We start from the raw sequence: 17,775 nt of genomic DNA, 5'->3' as shown, positions 1-17,775 counted from the left end.
GCGTTAGCCCCTAAGCAACGAAGCGGACGTCGTCTGCATTGAGGTTCGCCAAGGTGACGTTCTTCAGCGTGATCGCATTCGCCACGTCGAAGGTTATGACCGTGTCTGATCCCACCTGCGATGCCGCAGCAAGCACGGCTTCGAAGTCAACGAAGAGCGAGCCGTCGAACTGAAGTACATCGTCGGTCGCCGCCCCCGCCTGGAAGTCTGTGATCGTGTCCTTGCCAAAGCCAGGCTTGAATACAAAGGCATCACTTCCAGAGCCGCCGGCTAGCGTGTCGTTGCCACTGTCACCAAACAGTGTGTCGGCGGAGGTGGTACCCGTCAGCGTGTCGTTTCCGGTCGTGCCTCTTACCCAAGCGGCGGACTGGATTTGAGCACGGTTCCAGCTTGTTCCATCGGCGAACTGGATCGTCTCCACTCCCCAGTTCGCAGTGGATGAATGCAGTTGCTCATCGAGCGTAATGGTATGACCGGTGCTGTTTACAACAAGTTTTACGTGGCTGCCCGTTCGGCTGAAAACCACGTCGTCGGCATTGACATCCGTAAGCCGCAACACGTCAACGTCCGTCGTCGAACCAGATTCGTCATCGATGTAGTCGCTGCCGTCACCCCGGGTATAGATGTAGGTATCGCTGCCCGCCCCGCTGTTGAAGCGGTCGTCACCCGTTCCGCCCATGAAGGTGTCGTTGTCCGTTGTACCGGAAAGCGTGTCGTTGCCAGCCGTGCCTCTGATCCAGGCCGCTGCCTTGATTTGGGCACGATCCCAGGTTGTGCCGTCGGCGAACTCAATCCTTTCGATGCCCCAGTTGGCCGTTGCCGAGTAGAGCTGCTCGTCGAGGGTGATGACATGACCGGTGCTGTTCACCGTGATCTTCACGTGAGAACCGGAACGGCTGAAGGTCAGATCACCGACGTTGAGATCCGAGAGCCGCAGAACATCAATCTCGGTTGTGGAGCCCGATTCGTCGTCGATATAGTCGCTCCCGTCCCCGCGGGCGTAGATGTAGGTGTCGCTGCCGGCAGTCCCGTTTATGCGGTCGTCCCCCGCGTTCCCCCGCAACAGATCGTCACCAGTGGTTCCCGAAATCGTCTCGTTTCCGGATGTGCCAACGATCGGCGCTAGACTCTTCAGTAGTGCGTCAAGGCTCCAGTCGCTACCGCCAAGCACGGTCCCATCCGAGAATGTGATCTTCTCGATACCGCCCTCCTGGTCCAGCTGGGTCGTCAGCGTGATTGTCTCGCCAGTGGCGAGATTGCGAAGGATGATATCGTTGAGCGCATTGAAGCGCCGCTCGAACACGATCTCGGAACGCGCGATGTCGTTGAGCCGAAGCACATCGATATCGGTGCCGGAGGTCTGTTCCTGGATGACGTCGGCCCCGTCCCCGCGCGAGTAGGAGTAGGTATCGTTGCCGGCCAGGCCGACGAGCGTGTCATTGCCGAGGCCAGCACGGATGTCATCGTTGCCGGTGCTGCCAGTGACCGTTTCCGAAGCCGACGTCCCTGCGACATAGGCAACGCGAGCAACCATGTCGGCCCGCGTCCAGCTTGTTCCGTCCGCAAAAACCAGCTTCTCGATACCCCGGTCGGATGTGCCGGCAAGCGTGTCCTTGACCAAAATCGAAGCGCCGTCGCCTGCTCCCGCAGAGCTTTCCGAGATGACGATGGTAAGATCACTTCCGTTGCGGATTAGCGTGATCTGGTTCGCTGCAATGTCGGTGAGGACGAGCTGATCGGCATTGCCGTGAGAACTGCCGATCTCAGCGATGGTGTCGTTGCCGTCACCCCGACTGTAGTAGTAGGTGTCGTTACCGGCCTCACCATTGATCACGTCGTTGCCAGTGCCGCCGCTTATCGTGTCATTGCCTGCACCTGCGCTGATCGCGTCGTTGCCGGCACCTGCGGTAATGACATCGGCTACGTTGAAGCCAGCAATGGAGTCATCCCCGGCAGTCATGGCTTGCTGCAGCAGCATGAGGCGCAGATTGTTGCGCGTCCATGTCGTCCCATCGGCAAAGACGATGCTGTCGACGCCCTGATCATTGTAGTCGTCCAGGTTGGCCTTGAGGAGGATCGAGCCGCCGTCAGCTGTGCCTGGAGAACTCTCGGCTATCACCAGCGTCGCATCATTGCCGCTGCGAAGCAGCGTTACCTCGCTTGCATTGACGCCGGTGAGAACAAGCTTGTCCGCCGAACCGGCGAAAGCCGCGTCCGTAATGGTATCGCTGCCATCGCCGCGACCGTAGTTGTAGGTATCGTTGCCCTTTCCGCCATCGATGACATCATTGCCAACGCCACCGGTGATCAGGTCGTTGCCCTCGCCGGCACTGATCGTGTCGTGTCCAGCAGCGGCATTGATGGTGTCCGCGACTTTAAAGCCGACGATATTATCGCCTCCGCTCGTGGTCGCCTGCTGAAGCAGCATGAGCCGCAGGTTGTTTTGCGTCCATGTCGTTCCATCGGCGAACACGATGCTTTCGATGCCCTCCTCAAGGTAGTCGTCGAGGCTCGATTTGAGGACAATCGAGCCCGAGTCCCCGGCGCCCGTCGAGCTCTCGGCTATGATCAGGGTGACGTCTCCGCCGCTGCGCGACAACGTTACGTCCGCGGGTTTGATGCCGTTGAGCATCAGCTTGTCGGCGGTTCCTGCCCCCGCCCCCTCAGTGATCGTGTCGGCGCCATCACCGCGACTGTAGTAAAAGACGTCGTTGCCTCTTCCCGCATCCAGCGCATCGTTGCCTTTGCCGCCACCGAAACTGCCGGACGCAGTCGTGCCCACCAACGTGTCATCACCGTCTGTCCTGGAATCGTAGATCGACCACTGACGCAGAAATGCCGTGTCCCATTTCGTTCCATTGTCGAAGGTGATCTCTTCGAGGCCGTACTGGTCATAGTGCTGGTTCGATCCAGCCGCACCGATCATGCGCAGCGTTCCGCCTGTGCCGCTCGTAAGGGAAATCAGCAAATCTGAACCCGATCGAGTGACTGAGACCTCCGCGGGGAGCACGCCCTTCAGTTGCAGTTTATCGGTTCCCTCGCCATCTAGCTCGACAACGACGTCGTCTCCATCGCCAAAGGTGTGGATGTACGTATCATTTCCGATACCGCCTTCGAGTCGATCGTTCCCTTGTCCGCCTTCCAGGATATCATTGCCGAGATAGCCAAGGAGAATATCTGCACCCGAGCCGCCGGTGAGGGTGTCATCGCCGGAGCGGCCATCAAGCAGGTCATCGCCGCCGCCTCCCGAAATCTTGTTGGCGGCCTCGTTCCCGAACAGCGCGTCCCCAAAACCAGTGCCCGTGATGTTCTCGATATTCTTCAATGTCGCGATGCGCCGGCCGCTGAAGTCGGCAAATTCGGCCGTATCGGACGTTCTCGCCTCACCGCCATTTGCCACGAGATCGACAAGGATCGAGGCGCCGAAATCCTGGAAGGAAACGGTGTCGATGTCTTCTCCGCCGTCAATCTCATCCAAGTCGTCCGGGTGGGAAGCCGCGATTGCGAGCGTGTCATTTCCGCGGTCGCCGAATAGGAGATCACTCCCTAAACCACCATCGATGTAGTCTTGCCCGAGTCCACCGCTCAGGCGCTGATCGAGATACGAACCAATAATGTGGTCATCCCCGCCACCGCCATCATAGTAGACGGAACCGGAGGTAGACCAATAATCTATGTCCACTCTGTTCCAAACGGTCCCGTCGTCGAAAACAATGCGGTCGACGCCGTTGTTGTAAAGCCTTGACCAAACGGCTTTATAGTCACGGATGACTTGCGTACTTGTGGTAAAGCTGATCAGTCGGTCCGACCCCTCGATAGTAAGGCGCACGTCTTCTTGACGGACGCCCTGAAGTATCAGCGTATCCACCTCATTGGTGGAGATAGCTGCGTCGTAAATGACGTCATTGCCATCGCCCAGCTGGTATCGAAATGTGTCATTTCCGTTGCTGATGTCGCTCGAACTTAAGCTCGATCCGGAGATAAGCAGATCATCGCCCTCGTCGCCGTGGAACGTGAGATCCCCGGAACCGTTATTCTGAAGCGTGTCTCTACCTATCGAACCGCGAAGCCAAGCCTTCGCGGATATCTCACCTCGGCCCCAGATAGTCCCGTCGGCGAATTTTATCGCGTCGATTCCATACCAAGAGCTATAGAAAACGTCATGACCTGTAATTACTTGCCCGGTTTTCAGGTCCTTGACTAAAAGGTCGTCTCCCGATCGCGAAAGCTCAACGTCGTCGGGATCCAGATCAGTGAGCCAAAGCGTATCGGTCTCATCATCTTCAAAACCTTCGTCGATCAGGACGTCGTTGCCGTCGCCACTGGCATATACGAATGTGTCGCTTCCATTGTGGGTGGTTCCATACATCTCCGAAACAATTACGTCGTCTCCGCCATACCCGATGAACGTGTTGCCGGATTTCGATGTGGTTTTCAGAACATCGCGTCCATCGGTACCGCGGAACCACGCCTTCTCCCAGATGTCCGAGCGGCCCAAGGAGGAGCCGTCTGCAAATTCGATACGGTCAATGCCCACCGTGGCGTCAACGTCATTGGCACGCGTAAAGAAGCTGTTGCTGCGAATGGTCTCTCCCGTGGAGAGCACTTTCACAACAAGGTCGCCATCTTCACGAGACAGATGAACATCGGTCTGGGTCAAGTCTGTCAGCCGCAAAACATCGACTTCGGTCGAGGAGGTCGTTTCTTCGACGATGATGTCGTTGCCGTCGCCCCTGGCATAGAGGATGGTGTCGCTGCCGCTATCGCCGACGTAGTAGCCGGAAACGATCAGGTCGTCTCCGCGCCCGCCGATGAACGTGTCGCTGCTGGTGTTCGACGTTCCATACTCGATGAGCGTATCCGAACCGTTCCCGCCGGAAAGCAGATCGTTGCCTTTGCCGCCGTTCAAGGAGTCGTTCCCACCGCCACCGAAAAGACTGTCGTCTCCGGCACCTCCGTCCAAGCTGTCGTGACCGGAGCCCGCGTTGCCGGCGGTCGATTCAGAATCCCCATAGAGCGTGTCGTTTCCTTCGCCGCCGATCAACGCGTCATGACCGCCACCGCCGATCAGCGTGTCGTTGCCTTCACGACCGTCAAAGTAATTGTGGCCCCAGTTCTTGATTTCGCCCGGCCAGGAAGGAAGGATATCAACTGAACTACCGCCACCGCCGCCACCACTGCTACCGCCGCTGTTAACCTGCGAACTGCCGCCCGTCGGCAAACCGTCTTCCATCGCAGGGTTGTAATAGTCCCCGCCAATGCGTTCCCCTTGTTCGTCTCCGAAAAATATATCGTGGCCACTATCGTCCGACTTTGTATAGTTTCGGACAATCTCCTCGACATCATAGAAGTTCCCGGTTTTTCCGAGCTCGTCTTCAAAGGAAATGCCGATAAGCGGCGGCGAATAGGTCGATCCGCCGCCACCTCCGCCGCCACCTCCGCCGTTGCTGATGCTGGAGTTTGCAGAGGTGATGTCGGGAAATGACGTTTCAAACGTCGTGTTGTCTAAGCCCGGCCATTCGAACCAGTACTTGAAATCAAGATCGAAGCCGACATTGCTGATCGACTTCATCAGCTTGTCGCGGCCCCATCGTGTGCCGTCGGAGAAAATCAATTCCTCCAACCCGTATGTGGATTCATTCCAATCCGTTGTGATATTCTCGACGCCGAAGAATTGCTTCGAGATCTCGATCGTTTCGCCGCTCGATTTCACATGGACGACGAGCGACGTACCTCGCCGGAACAGTTCGATATCGCCGCTTCGCACATCTTGCAGCACCAGGCGATCGGCGTTCTGCGTCTCACCATAGTGATCTTCGTCTATCGTATCGCTGCCGGCGCCCACTTCCCAAACATAGGTGTCCGAGCCCATTTTGCCATCGAGGGCATCGTTTCCAGCCCCGCCGGTAAGCGTGTCGTCCATCGAACTGCCACTGAGGCTGTTCACGCCGCTGTCTCCGCGAATCCAGGCTTGCGAGACGATCGTCGCCTTGTCCCAAGTCACGCCATTCTGAAACTTGATCTGCTCGATGCCCCAGGCGCCGATCGCGCCGGTCGCCGAATCCGTCCGGAAGAAGTCGGTGCTGCTAATCCGCTCTCCGGTTGCCTTGACGAGAACCACCAGGGAGCTGCCGACTCGGGAAAGTTCGATATCCTCCGGCAGCATGCCGACGAGTTTCAGGACGTCGGTTTCAGTAACGCGTCCGCTGAGATCGTCGATAATGTCGTCGCCATCCCCGGCAGCGTGGACGACGGTGTCGTTGCCCTCATTGATACTGATAAGATCGTCGCCGCGGCCCGGACGCAAGACATCGTCCGATGCCGTGTCCGAGATCGTATGGTCGTTGTTGTCGTCAACGGTAACCGACAGTCTGGCAATCGTGTCGCGCGACAGTTCGGTACCGTCGGAGAGGACGATCTTGTCGATGCCGCGATTCTCAATTCCCCAGTTTCTGAAGAAGTCCTCCGAGATGATCGTTTCAGTCGATCCCGCAAATCGGATCCGCAACGTGTCGCCCATTCGCTCGAACGTGACGTCCGAGGCCGACGCATCAGTCAAAACGAGAGTATCCAGTTCCGCTGTCGACTTCGACGTGTCGCGGATGACGTCGGAGCCATCGCCCGAGCGGTAGAGGAAAAGATCACTTCCGGCCCCGGAAACGATAACGTCGTTGCCGCCACCAGCATCGAAAAGATTGTCGCCGTCAAGCTTGAGTAGGCCATCGTCGCCGCTCGTGCCGAACACTCCTTCGCCCTTGACGATCATCGTGGCAACCTGTCGGGCCGCCACGTCGGAAATGCCTGCTAGTGACTGCTCCACAGCCGACAGATACAGGGCGCGGTCTCCGCCAAACGCGGCAACACCGATTCCCTCGAGCCCCGCAAGCGACCGCACGAGGAAGTCGACCGCAGCCCCGCTTCCGGAGGGAAGCATCTTCGTTATCAGATCGACAACCTGCGGGACATTTCCGTAGGTAGGCGAGGACTCTTCGGTTCCCGCGAAGTCGAGCATCGCATAGGCGAAATACGGGCTGGAAACGACAGCGTCCAGATCTCCGCCGCGCAGCAATACGCTTCTTCCGGCTTGACTGAGGAACATCGTTAGCAGGGCATTCACGACAGCATTGAACCCCGGCTCGATACCCGCAGCCGATTGCGCTTCGGACGGCGAGCTGCCGGAGATTTCGCCCCACGGGCTGACTTCTATATACGGCGTGCCGTAGAATTGCTCGAGAAACTCGAGGTGTTGCGCATTGACATAGGGCCCTCGCGATCCGTGCAACACGTCGTCCACGCCGGCCCAGCGCAACAGCAAGGAGGCAAACTCGTCCCGCAGCTCGTCGTACGACAGACTGTGAGCTCCATCGGTCAGGTCCTGCCAGTCCTGGCGAAAGTCCGCATCTTGAGTGGCCTTCCACGCCAGCGAATTGATCGTCCCCGAGCCAGGCAGTTGCGGCAGCAACGCCACGCCTTCGGCCACGACGAACTCTGGCGTATTGTCTGCGCGGGTATCCTGACGGTCAGTCTCGAAGTAGATCGTCTGGGATGTGCCGGTCGTGTCGTCGGTACGCGTATAAACAGCTTCGAAGCCGACCGTGTGACCATTGTTGCTGCCATTTACCTCTGTGGTAACGACAGAGATGGACTTGATACCTGCGTCGGTGAGAGAAATGAGCTCCCCTTCGTCGGAAACGCCATCCTGGTCGAGGTCGCGCCAGACACGCAGTTGATCGAAGGCCTCGTCCGCGGCATCGATCTTGCCGTCACGATTGCTATCCAGAGTTTCAAGCACGGAGAAGCCGTCTTGGGTCGGCGAACCGAACAACTCCGAGACACCGTCGACGGAGCCATTGTTGTTCCGGTCGATCGCCAGGATTCCGTCGTCCGACGAAACCCAGCCCGTCTTTTCGGCAAAGCCATCCTGGTCATAGTCGAAATGCACATTCGAGCTGTCGAGCGTCGAGAGCTCGACACCGTCGCCGTCGAGGTCGAGCACGAGTGGATCGTGGCGCATGCCGACAAGAGGAGACGTTAGTAATTCATATAAATCATACAGCCCCCCTGCGGCGGTTCCCGCAACGAACTTTATCGCGTTATCCATGTACTGTTCGATAAAGTAAGCGGCGACACCGGCAGTAGCGAGCACTGCCAACGTCGCCAAGAATGGGGGGAAAGCGATTCCGAGAGTTTCCAACGCCAAGGGCAGGCCAGCGGCAAGCAAACCCGTATAATAGCCAGCCGATGCTGTGAAGAGTACCGAGGCAATACCGCCGGCCAAAATTTGAACTTGGTCCCGCGGTGTTGCGGCGTCGTTGGCCTCGGCCAGCACGCCCGTCATATCGAGGCCCGCCGCAACAAGCCTGATCGGCTTCAAAGCACCAGGCCACCCCGGGTTGGCTTTACCAAGGTCGACAGCTGCCTGTGCGATGCCTTGTGCCAAGCCGGTGAGGTAGTTTGCCCAGTAAAGAACATCCTGATCTGAGAGGTCAACGTTAACCTCTCCGGTATAGGCATCAAACGTTAGGTCTTGATGACCCGGGGAGGTTAAACGGAATTCGTATGTCTCTGCAGAAGCCATTCTAGTGGCGACCCTCTCGTTCGAACTTTACGATGAATGTGAGCATGTCGTATGATAACAAGGAAGTGAAAGCGACGTAGAAAATGTACATCGCGATTCCATATTCCTGGTCAGCCGTGTTCAAAGCGTACAATATCGACAGGACAGAAATAGTTAGACAAAGAATCAAGAATCTTCGCAACCCAGCAAGACGTTCTTTTGCAACAGGCAATAGAAGCAAAATAGTATTGCTCCGCGAACTCTTTGATAAGATCAACGTAAATATCAGATAGAACACGTACAATAAGTGTATCACTAACACAGTTCCTCTATTTGGGAGGAACCCAATAACTTGAATCATTAGGCTCATGAATATAAACGCGAACCAAGCTAAGATCGCGTATTTTCGCACATTGAATTCCTTCAAGGGCTTCTCCATCCTCGCAATGATCAGATCACCCTCCCAGCTTGGTTGCTGTAACAGCAACAATCGCTTTCCACATTACCAACAACCTAAGAAAATTGGTCAAGCCAGTGTACTCGTTAAGGCCCGCAGGCTGCTCACTCAACAAGCTCGGTTGGCCGCGTGGTCCACTCCGCACTTAGGAACGGACGTCTCAGCGAAAACCACTTTTTTGAACTAAGCCCCACGCTTCGAAATCGCAACCTATGCTGGCGCAATTCCGAGTGTCAAGCAACCGGTTATTAAATCTTTTCGACAACCTCGGGCATACCCGGTTGGCCGTGGCGTTGTGACAAAGCAAGGCTGGCGTGATACAACTACATCGCGCAATTATTCGAACTGGCGGTGTATTGCCTGAACGCGCGTGACTGGCAAACCGAGTTGGTCACCAGGCGCTTCAACGGTCGGAATCGGGCATAGAGACGGATCGGCGGAGATAGCCGCACCAATTCGGCTTTCGAGATGGCCGGAGCCTCGACTTTCGGATCGGAGTTCGCAATGTAGGTGCCGCCGGCGCCGGCCGCTAAACCGGGGGTGGCTGCGACCGCGATTATGGCATTCTGGTGCATTGATTTCCTCTGACGCTCAGATCCTGAGATTGAACCAGAAGCGCACTTTCACGCCCTTGTTATTCGGGATGTCGAAATACCAGTCGTTAGCGCGGCGCGGGCGTGGAGTTGAGATTTGCACCTTGCAGGCACTGTTGTTGCGAGCTACCAGCTCAGAGCTATTGCCGCTGTAAGAGTAGCTGACGGTAATGCCAGCTCGTCGATTTGCTTTCTCATCTCCATAAAGGTAGTGGAACTGCGCTCAGTTCTCGCACCGATCCACCGTTTTCACGCAGCGGTTCGGCTCACGATTCCGGTTCCAGTCATCATGATTGCCGCTCGCGGTGTAGCCGACTTTGGTTCCTGCCGGGCACTCCTCATATTCTTCCCGACCTGGCTCGCCCGCTTTCGCCTCGTGGCAAATGGGCCAATCGAATCCAGAGCGCGACATTGCGGCTATCAGCTTCTTCATCGGGGGCACGCAATAGGGAACGCACTGCCAGGACGGATTTTGAGAGGCAGCGCAAAGGAGAATCTGGCAGCTCCAGGAAGCATCTTGGGCCTTTGCTCCTGTAGGGGCGAAGGCAAGCGCGGCAAGACCGGCTGCCGCATAAAGCAGGTGTTTCATGTCAGTTGGCCCTCATGATGGTTGCGGCTGGAGACGCGTGGTCGACGAATAGCTTGTCGAGCGGTGTGGCGTGGTGCACTCGACCGCCTGCTGCGTAGAGGACGGCGGCGACGAGCGCGAAGGCTGAGAACCAGAGGATCCCGATGCGAAAGAGCATCGGCTGGTTGGGAATGTCCCGGCAAAGCGGTGGAAAGGCGAATAAGCCGACGAGAAAGCTGTCCAGCGCCCGATGACGTTGATCGAGAAAGAGGATCGAAACGATCAGGAGCGCCAGGGCGAACGGACCGTGCACCCACCAGATTCTTTCCGAAACGACGATGAGCGCAAACGATAAGGGAATGGCGAGCATTAAGCTCGCCAGCGGATCGGTTGCGAATGAGCTCGCAATATGTGCGAAGTCGGGCAACTATCGGTCTGTCCTCTTGGGCTTTTTCCGCGCGTCGATGAAGGGCGGCGATATTTCTCTTTCCCGTTCGACGAGCAGGTTGAAATCAGCGATCGGCTGGCGGTCTAGCGTCTTGTCGACGGCCTTGCGACGCCACTCGTTCATGTCGAGGACGTAAGTGGCCCACATGCCATATCGGGCCGCCATCGCGTGCTGCTGATAGACCAGGTATTGGCTGTTGTATGAATAGGGCGACGCGACGCGCGCCCATCCGACACGAAGCATCTCGACCGCAATATCGCGGCCGGCTGACGTGCAGCGGGCCTGGGGGATACCGTCATTGCCATACGCTATGACGGTACATTCGACCGGTCTGCTACCTATGGTCCTCTTGAGCCAAGCCTTCGCAAGTGGGCCGCACGGAACGGGTGGAGGCGCCTTTTGCCGCTCGCGATCCACCCACTTGGGATCAATCGCCCACTGTGGAAGCTCGCACGCGTCAATCTCGACGAGGCGAACGCGCTGCGCATATTGCGGGTACCACAGGGTGCGGCCGTCCATGACGGCAACTCGGCCATTGTAGACCGCATTCTGATAGATCGGAGCTTCGCTGAATCTCTGCGGTGGCCGAGCCGCCGCCGCCGGAGTCTTGATGAGATCCGCGGCTGTCGCTGCGTGGGAGATCAAAGCGAGCGCGGCGGCTGCAAGTAGGTGTCGCTTCATTGATCTGCCTTCTTGGTTCGCGCATTCACCTCGCGGCTCAAGAGAATGGCCGGATGCTGGACGTCTTCGAACTGCCAGAGGCCGGCACGCTTATCGCGCGCAAGTTTCTCAGCCACGGCATAGGGGACGTGATAGGGCATGCCCTCACCGTTGAGGGCCGCGAAGGCGTATCCGCTCGTGATCAGGACGTTTGCCAGATCAAGCCGCTCCTTCCCAACTGTGGCGTAGCAGACGACGTAAGCGATACCGTCTTTATTCACCACCGGGGCGCAAACGGGTTTGGTGTCCTTGATGTAGGCCGCCAGCACGGCAAGGGACGCCTCGCCGCAGTCGCGTTTCTGCCCGTGCTTGTCCGTATAGGCAGTGCCGCGCAAACAGGACTGGACGCCGTAGAGGCGGAATCTTTCGCCATTGGAAACCCACGTGTCGCCCGTTTCCAGGGTGACGCCAGGAAGAAGATCGAAATAGCCTGCCGGTGCTGCGGGTACCGATGTCGGCAAGAGAGCCAACAGAAGGGAAAGAGCCTTTCTCATTGACCCTTCACCCTCGGATCGGCCCACATCCCGAAGGAGCCCTTCTGGCCGATCTCCTCAGCTTTGGAGAGATCCGGACGAACGGGAGTCCCATCTGGCTTTTTTGCGAGGCGGAGCGCGCCGAGCGACAAAAGCTGCTCCTCGAACATATCGACGGAGTCGAGGCTACCGGGGAAATTATAGTAGCCGTAGCAGGTGACGTTCTGGACGGGCCAACCTAGCTCGCTCACGAAGGCACGGCAAAACACGACCTTCGGGTTTTGTAACAGGATTTGAAGCTGTTGCTGCGCATAATCGGTGCAGCTCCCGGCGAAGTCTTCACTGCGATTGACCATTTCGCCCTTGCATGGCTCCAGGCCGAAAAGGTGCAGTGTTGTCTTGTCATCCACGCGAAAGTCGGTCGGCGAAACGGCCTTGAATCCGGCCGTTGTTGCATAGCCCTTCCGATCGGCGACCTTCCCGCTTCCGTCGTAATATTCGAGCACGAGAACCGTCTTGCCCGGCGCTGCGAGCGATTTGATGTAATCCTTGTTGATGTCCGAGAGGGACAAAGCAGGTGTTGCGATAGCGCAACTTGCGAGTGCGGCGATGATGGTCCGTTTCATTTTCTAGCCCTTACCCATTGCTTCAGCTCGTTCCCCTGCAATAGGGGGTTTAAGTCTGCCTCGAAAAGTTGTATCGCTGAACCAAATCGATGCGATAGCTTCACCAGCTTAGTTGGTTTTCGTCTCGATCACAACACCGCAAGTTAGGCGCGCGGCAATGGAAAAAAGGTCTAGATTTTCAAGCGTTGTGGGCTGGGCCGCTTTGACGGGAAGCGCCCTTTTGTGCACGAGCTGGGTTCAGATTTCTCACGCTCAAGATGGGCAGAAATCTGCAGATAACATAATAAAAAAAGGCACTTGGACGATTGAGCGCAAGGCGGAGCTTGCAACGAACTTCGATGAGCGCTGGCGCGGCTCAGAGAAGGAGTTCGTGCTAGGCGCTGATGGTGTAGTGAAGCAGGAAAGTGCGGTTCAGAACAAAGGCGACAAAGGCCCCCGTGATTTTGGGGGTCTGCATCATATTGATGCAGCTTTGAGCAATTTCGCTCCCTCCAGCAACGTACCGAACAGGGTTGATGAAGCGCAAGGTTTCACGGGCTCGATACAGCACGTTGATGCAGTTAGGCAGACAGATGACAGCACCAAAGACGTTTATGAGTGCGGTCCGTCGCCGCTCGACCCGGAAGAGGTTAAGTCTCTGGTTGTGCAGACAGCGCGCAAATATCGCGTCGATGAAGTTTTCGCGACGGCAATCGCCTGGGCGGAGAGCGGCTTTGACCAAAGCCGCAATTCCCCAAAGGGCGCGCGCGGACCGATGCAGCTCATGCCTGCTACGGCTGCGCGGTTCGGCGTCAAGGACATCTGCGATCCCGCTCAGAATATCGAGGGCGGGATGAAGTACCTGCGGTTTCTGCTTGATGAGTTTCAGAACCCGCTCCTGGTCGCGGCTGCCTACAACAGCGGCGAACAGCGGATCTACCAACACGGCGGCATCCCGCCGTTCCAGGAAACCGTCGGATACGTCGCCAAGGTGGTGAACTACCAACTCGGGCTGCCAATGCCGCCGGCAAAAGGCAAGGCGAGGCCGGCCGCCGCTCCGCAGGCGGTCTCGGATGCCAGTGACAGCGGCGACGCCGGTGTCATCGCCGTGAAGAAGACCGGCAAGTTTGTCGGCGGTGTCATGCACTTTTGAAGGAGAGAAACATGCAATTTGAAATGCAAACGAGGAAGTCTCAGGCGTTGAAGCTCGCAGCGACGCTCGGCATCGTGGCGGCTTTCCAGGTCGCGGGCGCTGATGTGGCTCTGGCGCAGAGCGCAGGCGGCGCCTTCGGGCCGCTGCAAACGGCGGTACAGATGATCGTCGATTTCATCACCGGCCCGTTCGGTCGCCTGCTCGCGATCATTGCCGTTATCGGGCTTGGGTTTCTGGCATTCGCCGGACGCCTATCGTGGTTCACGGCCGGCGCGGTCGTGATGGGCATCGGTCTGGTGTTTGGCGCACCGGCGATCGTCGACGAGATGATCTCGGCGGTCGGTCAGTGACCGATGAGTGAGTTTCAGGACGAAAAACCAGCTCTGACGCCGTTGGTGATCGGGTTAACCCGGTCCCCAACACTCTGGGGCGTGCCCTACATGGCGGTGGTGCTGATCGTTGGCGTCACCATTATCGGCTGGCTTGCAACAAACGATCTCCTGGCATTGCTCATCGCGCCGGTCGCTTACGTTGTCCTGTTCTCGCTCTGCACCTGGGACAACAGGATCCTCGATGTGATGCAGGTGACGTCCCGCAAGGCCCCCCGCACGCCCAACAAGCGCTTTTGGGGCACCAACTCTTACGGACCGTGACCATGCTGAAAGTCGTCAAAGAAGAGCTTGGATTCGGCCGGGTCGCCAGCAATGAGCGGCCCATGTCGACTCATATTCCGTATCTGCGGCACGTCTCCGATACCGTGATCGGGCTGGAAAACGGCTCGCTTCTAAGCGTCATCAAACTCGATGGACTGTTCTTCCAGACGGAGGACCAGGCTGAGCTCAACATGCGGTCGGTGGTCCAAAACACGATGATCCGCGCGTTGGGGTCGAGCCGCTATTCTCTTTGGTCGACCGTGATCCGAAGAGAGGTCGAAACGCAGATCGGTGGCGCGTTCGATGAACCATTCTGCGACCTGTTGAACAAGCGCTACATGGGGCAACTGCGCCATAAGCGCATGTTCACAAACGAAATATACCTGACGGTCGTGCGGTCTGGGATGCGGGGCGCCCTCGGCATTGGCGACTCGCTGAAGAGGCTCTTTGACAAGGCAAACAGGGACGCTCGGATCCAGCAAACGCGCGAAGATGTTACGGAGCTCGAGGAGCTGATCGGCAACATCGTCCGTGATCTGCATAAGTATGGAGCCCGGGCGCTCGGAATTACCTATCGTCGCAGGAATGACGACGAGGCGAAGATTGAAGGGCAGGAAGAGAAGGAGAAAGGCGAGCCCTACTCCGAACCCTGCGAGTTCTTCAACGCGATCCTGAGCTGCGGCGTGCCGCGCAAGATGCGCCTGCCCCGCATGGGCATTCGCAATTATGTCGGCACGTCGCGACTGCACTTCAGCAAGCGGACGATGCAGGCTCAAGCGGCTGTCGATGAAGACACCCGCTTTGGAGCGCTGCTGTCCATCAAGGAATATCCGCCCTTCACCGGGCCGGGAATGCTGGACGGCCTGCTGCAGGTGAACCACGAATTCATTCTGACGCAATCCTTCACGATCGCCGACAAGCCGATCGCCCAAGAACGTATTAGTCGATTGCAGAGGCAGATCAGAGCCTCGGACGAGGCCGGTAGCTCAGTCGAACAGGATATCGACTATGCGCTCAACAGCCTGATGAACCAGGAAGCCGTCTTCGGCTTCCATCATCTTTCGCTCCTATGCCTCTCCCGCGACCTCCCGGGCCTTAGCCGCACCGTTTCCGAACTCGGTGCTTGCCTCACCGACATGAATCTCACCTGGCTTCGCGAGGATCTGAACCTCGAAGCGGGATTTTGGGCGCAACTGCCCGGCAATCACAGCTACATTGCTCGCAAAGCGATGCTGTCGAGCGCGAATTTTTCCGGCCTGTCCTCCATGCACAATTTCGCGACGGGCCAGGCCGATCGCACGCATTGGGGACTGCCGATCACAATCCTCGAAACCACGTCGCAGACGCCGTACTGGTTCAACTTCCATCGCCGCGACATCGGGCACTTCCTGGTCACCGGACCAACCGGCTCCGGTAAAACGGTCGCTTTGACTTTCCTGCTCGCGCAGGCGATGCGCGTTTCACCGACGCCGAAAGCCGTGTTCTTCGACAAGGATCGCGGCGCGGAAATCTTCGTAAGGGCGATTGGCGGTTCATATGAGGTGCTGTCGCCCGGAACGCCGACCGGCTTTAACCCGCTGCAGCTCGAAAATACCGGCCCAAACCGCGAATTCCTCCTTCGCCTCCTGAAGGCAATGCTGCGTTCCGGTGATCGCAGCGACTTCACTCAGGAAGATGACGATACGCTAGAGCGGGCGATCGTCCGCCTGATGCAGGAACCTGCGGCGGAGCGCAACCTGGCGAACTTGGCCGGGCTGCTGGTGGGCCGGTCGCGGGCGGATGCCAATGACCTTCACTCTCGCCTTCGGCCTTGGATGGAAGGAGAAAAGGCGTGGCTCTTCAACGCCCAGCACGACGTCCTTTCTTTCTCGGGGCGCAGCGTCTTAGGGTTCGACATGACGAACATCCTCGGCAACGAGGATCTTCGCACGCCGGCGCTGATGTACCTCTATCATCGCCTTGACGAGCTGCTCGACGGAAACCCGGTCATGTTCTTCATGGACGAGGGCTGGCAGCTCCTTATGGACGAGACATTTTCGGCGTTCATCGTCGACAAGATGAAAACCATCCGCAAGCTCAACGGCATTGTTGGCTTCGGCACCCAGTCCGCGGCGGATATCGCCAAGGCAAAAGCCTCGCATACGCTGATCGAGCAGTCGGCGACGAACATTCACTTTCCGAACCCGAGGGCCGACGAAGAGAGCTACATCAAGCGCTTTGGCCTGACGGTGAAGGAATTCAACTTCATCAAGAACACTCCGCCCGAAAAGCGAACTTTTCTGATCAAGCACGGCAATGACTCGGTCATCGCTCGGCTCGATCTCTCCGCCATGCCCGATCTCGTGAAGGTGCTTTCCGGCCGCAAGGAGACCGTCGAGGAGTGCGCGGCGCTTCGGGAACTATATGGCGACGAACCTGAAAATTGGCTGGCTGAATTTTGCGGATGGGAGAAGGCCGAATGAGGAAGAGTCCTGCTTTGTGGGTGATTTCCGCGCTGTGGCTTGGTGCCTTCGGAACGGCGCACTCTCAGGTGCCGATACTTGACGGCAAGGTGCTCGAGACCGACACCAAACGCGATCAGACGACGGCGGAAATCGAGAAGACGGACAGTGACCGCCATACGGTCAGCAAAAGTGTGACCTGCTCAATGTATCGTCCGGGTCGCAGCGGTGACGCCACTTCCGCTGCGACAGCTAACCCGGAAATCACCGGCCTCGTGAAGCGAGTGGCCCAGGAAGAAGGCGTCGACGAAAGCCTGTTCATGGCGCTCGTCTACCAGGAAAGCCGGCTCAATCCGTGTGCGAAATCGCCGGTCGGCGCTATTGGGCTTTCTCAGCTCATGCCGGGTACGGCAAAGGAGCTCGGGGTCAATCCTTATGACATGGAAGACAATCTTCGTGGCGGCGCGCGCTATCTGAAACAACAGCTCCGGCGCTTCAACGGCAACACCAATCTCGCACTGGCCGCCTATAACGCGGGTCCTGGTAACGTCCAGAAGTGGGGCGGAATCCCACCTTTCAAGGAAACGCAGGGGTATGTGGCGAACATCACCCAAAAGTGGCTTCCTGCTTTTGGCGGCTCCGACGACGCGAATATTCCTGCGAACTATGGCGGCGGTTCTACAGCCTTCACCGGCATGCGGGATTCCACCATCAACTCCATGGCGACGTCCCAGGCGATCGGGGAAAGCAGCGGGAATGTTGCCTCCTGGCTGCAGCAGTTGGGCGCCATGTCCAGCGGGACCATTCAGGACAGTTGGGACCATAATTCGGGCGCGCGAAACGCAAACCTCGAAATGATGAACCAGGTCATCCGCCTCGGCACGACAATGGCGGACCTCATGAATTCTCGAAGTGCGGTCGATGTCGGCAATCTTTCAGGCGCATCACGTACGAGCGGCTTCAAGAAGGATGACGATGAGACGGACCGCGAAACGACTGGCATTTGCGATCCTCGCGAGGGGCTTGAATGGAGCCCGACAGAAAAGGCTTGCGTCCAGAAGCGGGAGCGCGAAGCCAACGTAGATCTGATGTTGACCGCTCAATGAG

11 protein-coding genes and 1 pseudogene are annotated in these 17,775 nt (G+C 57.8%); 5 read left to right on the top strand and 7 right to left on the bottom strand.

Translation table 11 applies throughout. The annotated features are described in order from the left end of the window. Nucleotides 1-10: 10 nt before the first annotated feature. The 7 genes and pseudogenes from NXT3_RS20065 to NXT3_RS20035 all read right to left on the bottom strand — a co-directional run bounded on the left by NXT3_RS20065 (nucleotide 11) and on the right by NXT3_RS20035 (nucleotide 12,442). Nucleotides 11-8,578: a calcium-binding protein gene (locus NXT3_RS20065; protein ID WP_158665371.1), complete on the bottom strand. Its 8,568-nt coding sequence runs from the start codon at nucleotides 8,576-8,578 to the stop codon at nucleotides 11-13. A 759-nt stretch (nucleotides 8,579-9,337) separates the two neighbouring features. Then, nucleotides 9,338-9,589 (bottom strand): hypothetical protein, encoded by a 252-nt coding sequence (locus NXT3_RS32070; protein ID WP_234828151.1) that lies wholly within the window; start codon nucleotides 9,587-9,589, stop codon nucleotides 9,338-9,340. 16 nt (nucleotides 9,590-9,605) lie between these two features. After that, a pseudogene (locus NXT3_RS33295) lies at nucleotides 9,606-10,196 on the bottom strand (hypothetical protein). A 1-nt stretch (nucleotide 10,197) separates the two neighbouring features. Further along, a complete protein-coding gene (locus tag NXT3_RS20050; protein ID WP_234828150.1) occupies nucleotides 10,198-10,545 on the bottom strand; it encodes a hypothetical protein in 348 nt (115 codons plus the stop codon). A 57-nt stretch (nucleotides 10,546-10,602) separates the two neighbouring features. Continuing rightward, nucleotides 10,603-11,304 carry a thermonuclease family protein gene (locus NXT3_RS20045; protein WP_104840148.1) on the bottom strand — a complete coding sequence of 234 codons (702 nt, stop codon included), beginning with the start codon at nucleotides 11,302-11,304 and terminating at the stop codon, nucleotides 10,603-10,605. Beyond that, nucleotides 11,301-11,837 carry a thermonuclease family protein gene (locus NXT3_RS20040; protein ID WP_104840147.1) on the bottom strand — a complete coding sequence of 179 codons (537 nt, stop codon included), beginning with the start codon at nucleotides 11,835-11,837 and terminating at the stop codon, nucleotides 11,301-11,303. The genes NXT3_RS20045 and NXT3_RS20040 overlap by 4 nt, the downstream gene beginning before the upstream one ends. Then, entirely contained in the window at nucleotides 11,834-12,442 is a 609-nt protein-coding gene (locus NXT3_RS20035; RefSeq protein WP_104840146.1) for a hypothetical protein, read from the bottom strand. The genes NXT3_RS20040 and NXT3_RS20035 overlap by 4 nt, the downstream gene beginning before the upstream one ends. A 220-nt stretch (nucleotides 12,443-12,662) precedes the next feature. Between NXT3_RS20035 and NXT3_RS20030 the strand changes: the two genes are divergently transcribed. Genes NXT3_RS20030 through NXT3_RS20010 form a run of 5 tightly spaced genes read left to right on the top strand, consistent with a single transcriptional unit; the run spans nucleotide 12,663 to nucleotide 17,774 of the window. Next, nucleotides 12,663-13,574, top strand: coding sequence for a lytic transglycosylase domain-containing protein (locus tag NXT3_RS20030; RefSeq protein WP_199773371.1), 912 nt, complete (start codon nucleotides 12,663-12,665; stop codon nucleotides 13,572-13,574). An 11-nt stretch (nucleotides 13,575-13,585) separates the two neighbouring features. Further along, nucleotides 13,586-13,924 (top strand): TrbC/VirB2 family type IV secretion system protein, encoded by a 339-nt coding sequence (locus tag NXT3_RS20025; protein WP_017265136.1) that lies wholly within the window; start codon nucleotides 13,586-13,588, stop codon nucleotides 13,922-13,924. 3 nt (nucleotides 13,925-13,927) lie between these two features. Beyond that, the gene (locus tag NXT3_RS20020; RefSeq protein ID WP_104840145.1) at nucleotides 13,928-14,227 is read left to right on the top strand and encodes a VirB3 family type IV secretion system protein; all 300 of its coding nucleotides are present in this window, start codon (nucleotides 13,928-13,930) and stop codon (nucleotides 14,225-14,227) included. Nucleotides 14,228-14,229: 2 nt separating this feature from the next. Further along, complete coding sequence (locus NXT3_RS20015) at nucleotides 14,230-16,689, top strand: VirB4 family type IV secretion/conjugal transfer ATPase (RefSeq protein WP_104840144.1); 2,460 nt, start codon at nucleotides 14,230-14,232, stop codon at nucleotides 16,687-16,689. Further along, nucleotides 16,686-17,774, top strand: a complete 1,089-nt coding sequence (locus NXT3_RS20010) for a lytic transglycosylase domain-containing protein (RefSeq protein WP_104840143.1) — start codon at nucleotides 16,686-16,688, stop codon at nucleotides 17,772-17,774. Before NXT3_RS20015 ends, NXT3_RS20010 begins: the two co-directional genes overlap by 4 nt. Nucleotide 17,775: the final 1 nt, after the last annotated feature.

The sequence above is a fragment of the Sinorhizobium fredii genome (assembly GCF_002944405.1).
Lineage (GTDB): Bacteria > Pseudomonadota > Alphaproteobacteria > Rhizobiales > Rhizobiaceae > Sinorhizobium > Sinorhizobium fredii_C.
The sequence above is the reverse complement of the archived record's forward strand: the minus strand, read 5'-3'. Positions and strand labels throughout refer to the sequence as shown.

What these genes read in the sequence shown, in the direction of transcription:
- NXT3_RS20065 (WP_158665371.1), bottom strand. Translation starts at nt 8,578, where the DNA reads ATGGCTTCTGCAGAGACATACGAATTCCGTTTAACCTCCCCGGGTCAT.
- NXT3_RS32070 (WP_234828151.1), bottom strand. Translation starts at nt 9,589, where the DNA reads ATGCACCAGAATGCCATAATCGCGGTCGCAGCCACCCCCGGTTTAGCG.
- NXT3_RS20050 (WP_234828150.1), bottom strand. Translation starts at nt 10,545, where the DNA reads ATGCTCGCCATTCCCTTATCGTTTGCGCTCATCGTCGTTTCGGAAAGA.
- NXT3_RS20045 (WP_104840148.1), bottom strand. Translation starts at nt 11,304, where the DNA reads ATGAAGCGACACCTACTTGCAGCCGCCGCGCTCGCTTTGATCTCCCAC.
- NXT3_RS20040 (WP_104840147.1), bottom strand. Translation starts at nt 11,837, where the DNA reads ATGAGAAAGGCTCTTTCCCTTCTGTTGGCTCTCTTGCCGACATCGGTA.
- NXT3_RS20035 (WP_104840146.1), bottom strand. Translation starts at nt 12,442, where the DNA reads ATGAAACGGACCATCATCGCCGCACTCGCAAGTTGCGCTATCGCAACA.
- NXT3_RS20025 (WP_017265136.1), top strand. Translation starts at nt 13,586, where the DNA reads ATGCAATTTGAAATGCAAACGAGGAAGTCTCAGGCGTTGAAGCTCGCA.
- NXT3_RS20020 (WP_104840145.1), top strand. Translation starts at nt 13,928, where the DNA reads ATGAGTGAGTTTCAGGACGAAAAACCAGCTCTGACGCCGTTGGTGATC.
- NXT3_RS20015 (WP_104840144.1), top strand. Translation starts at nt 14,230, where the DNA reads ATGCTGAAAGTCGTCAAAGAAGAGCTTGGATTCGGCCGGGTCGCCAGC.
- NXT3_RS20010 (WP_104840143.1), top strand. Translation starts at nt 16,686, where the DNA reads ATGAGGAAGAGTCCTGCTTTGTGGGTGATTTCCGCGCTGTGGCTTGGT.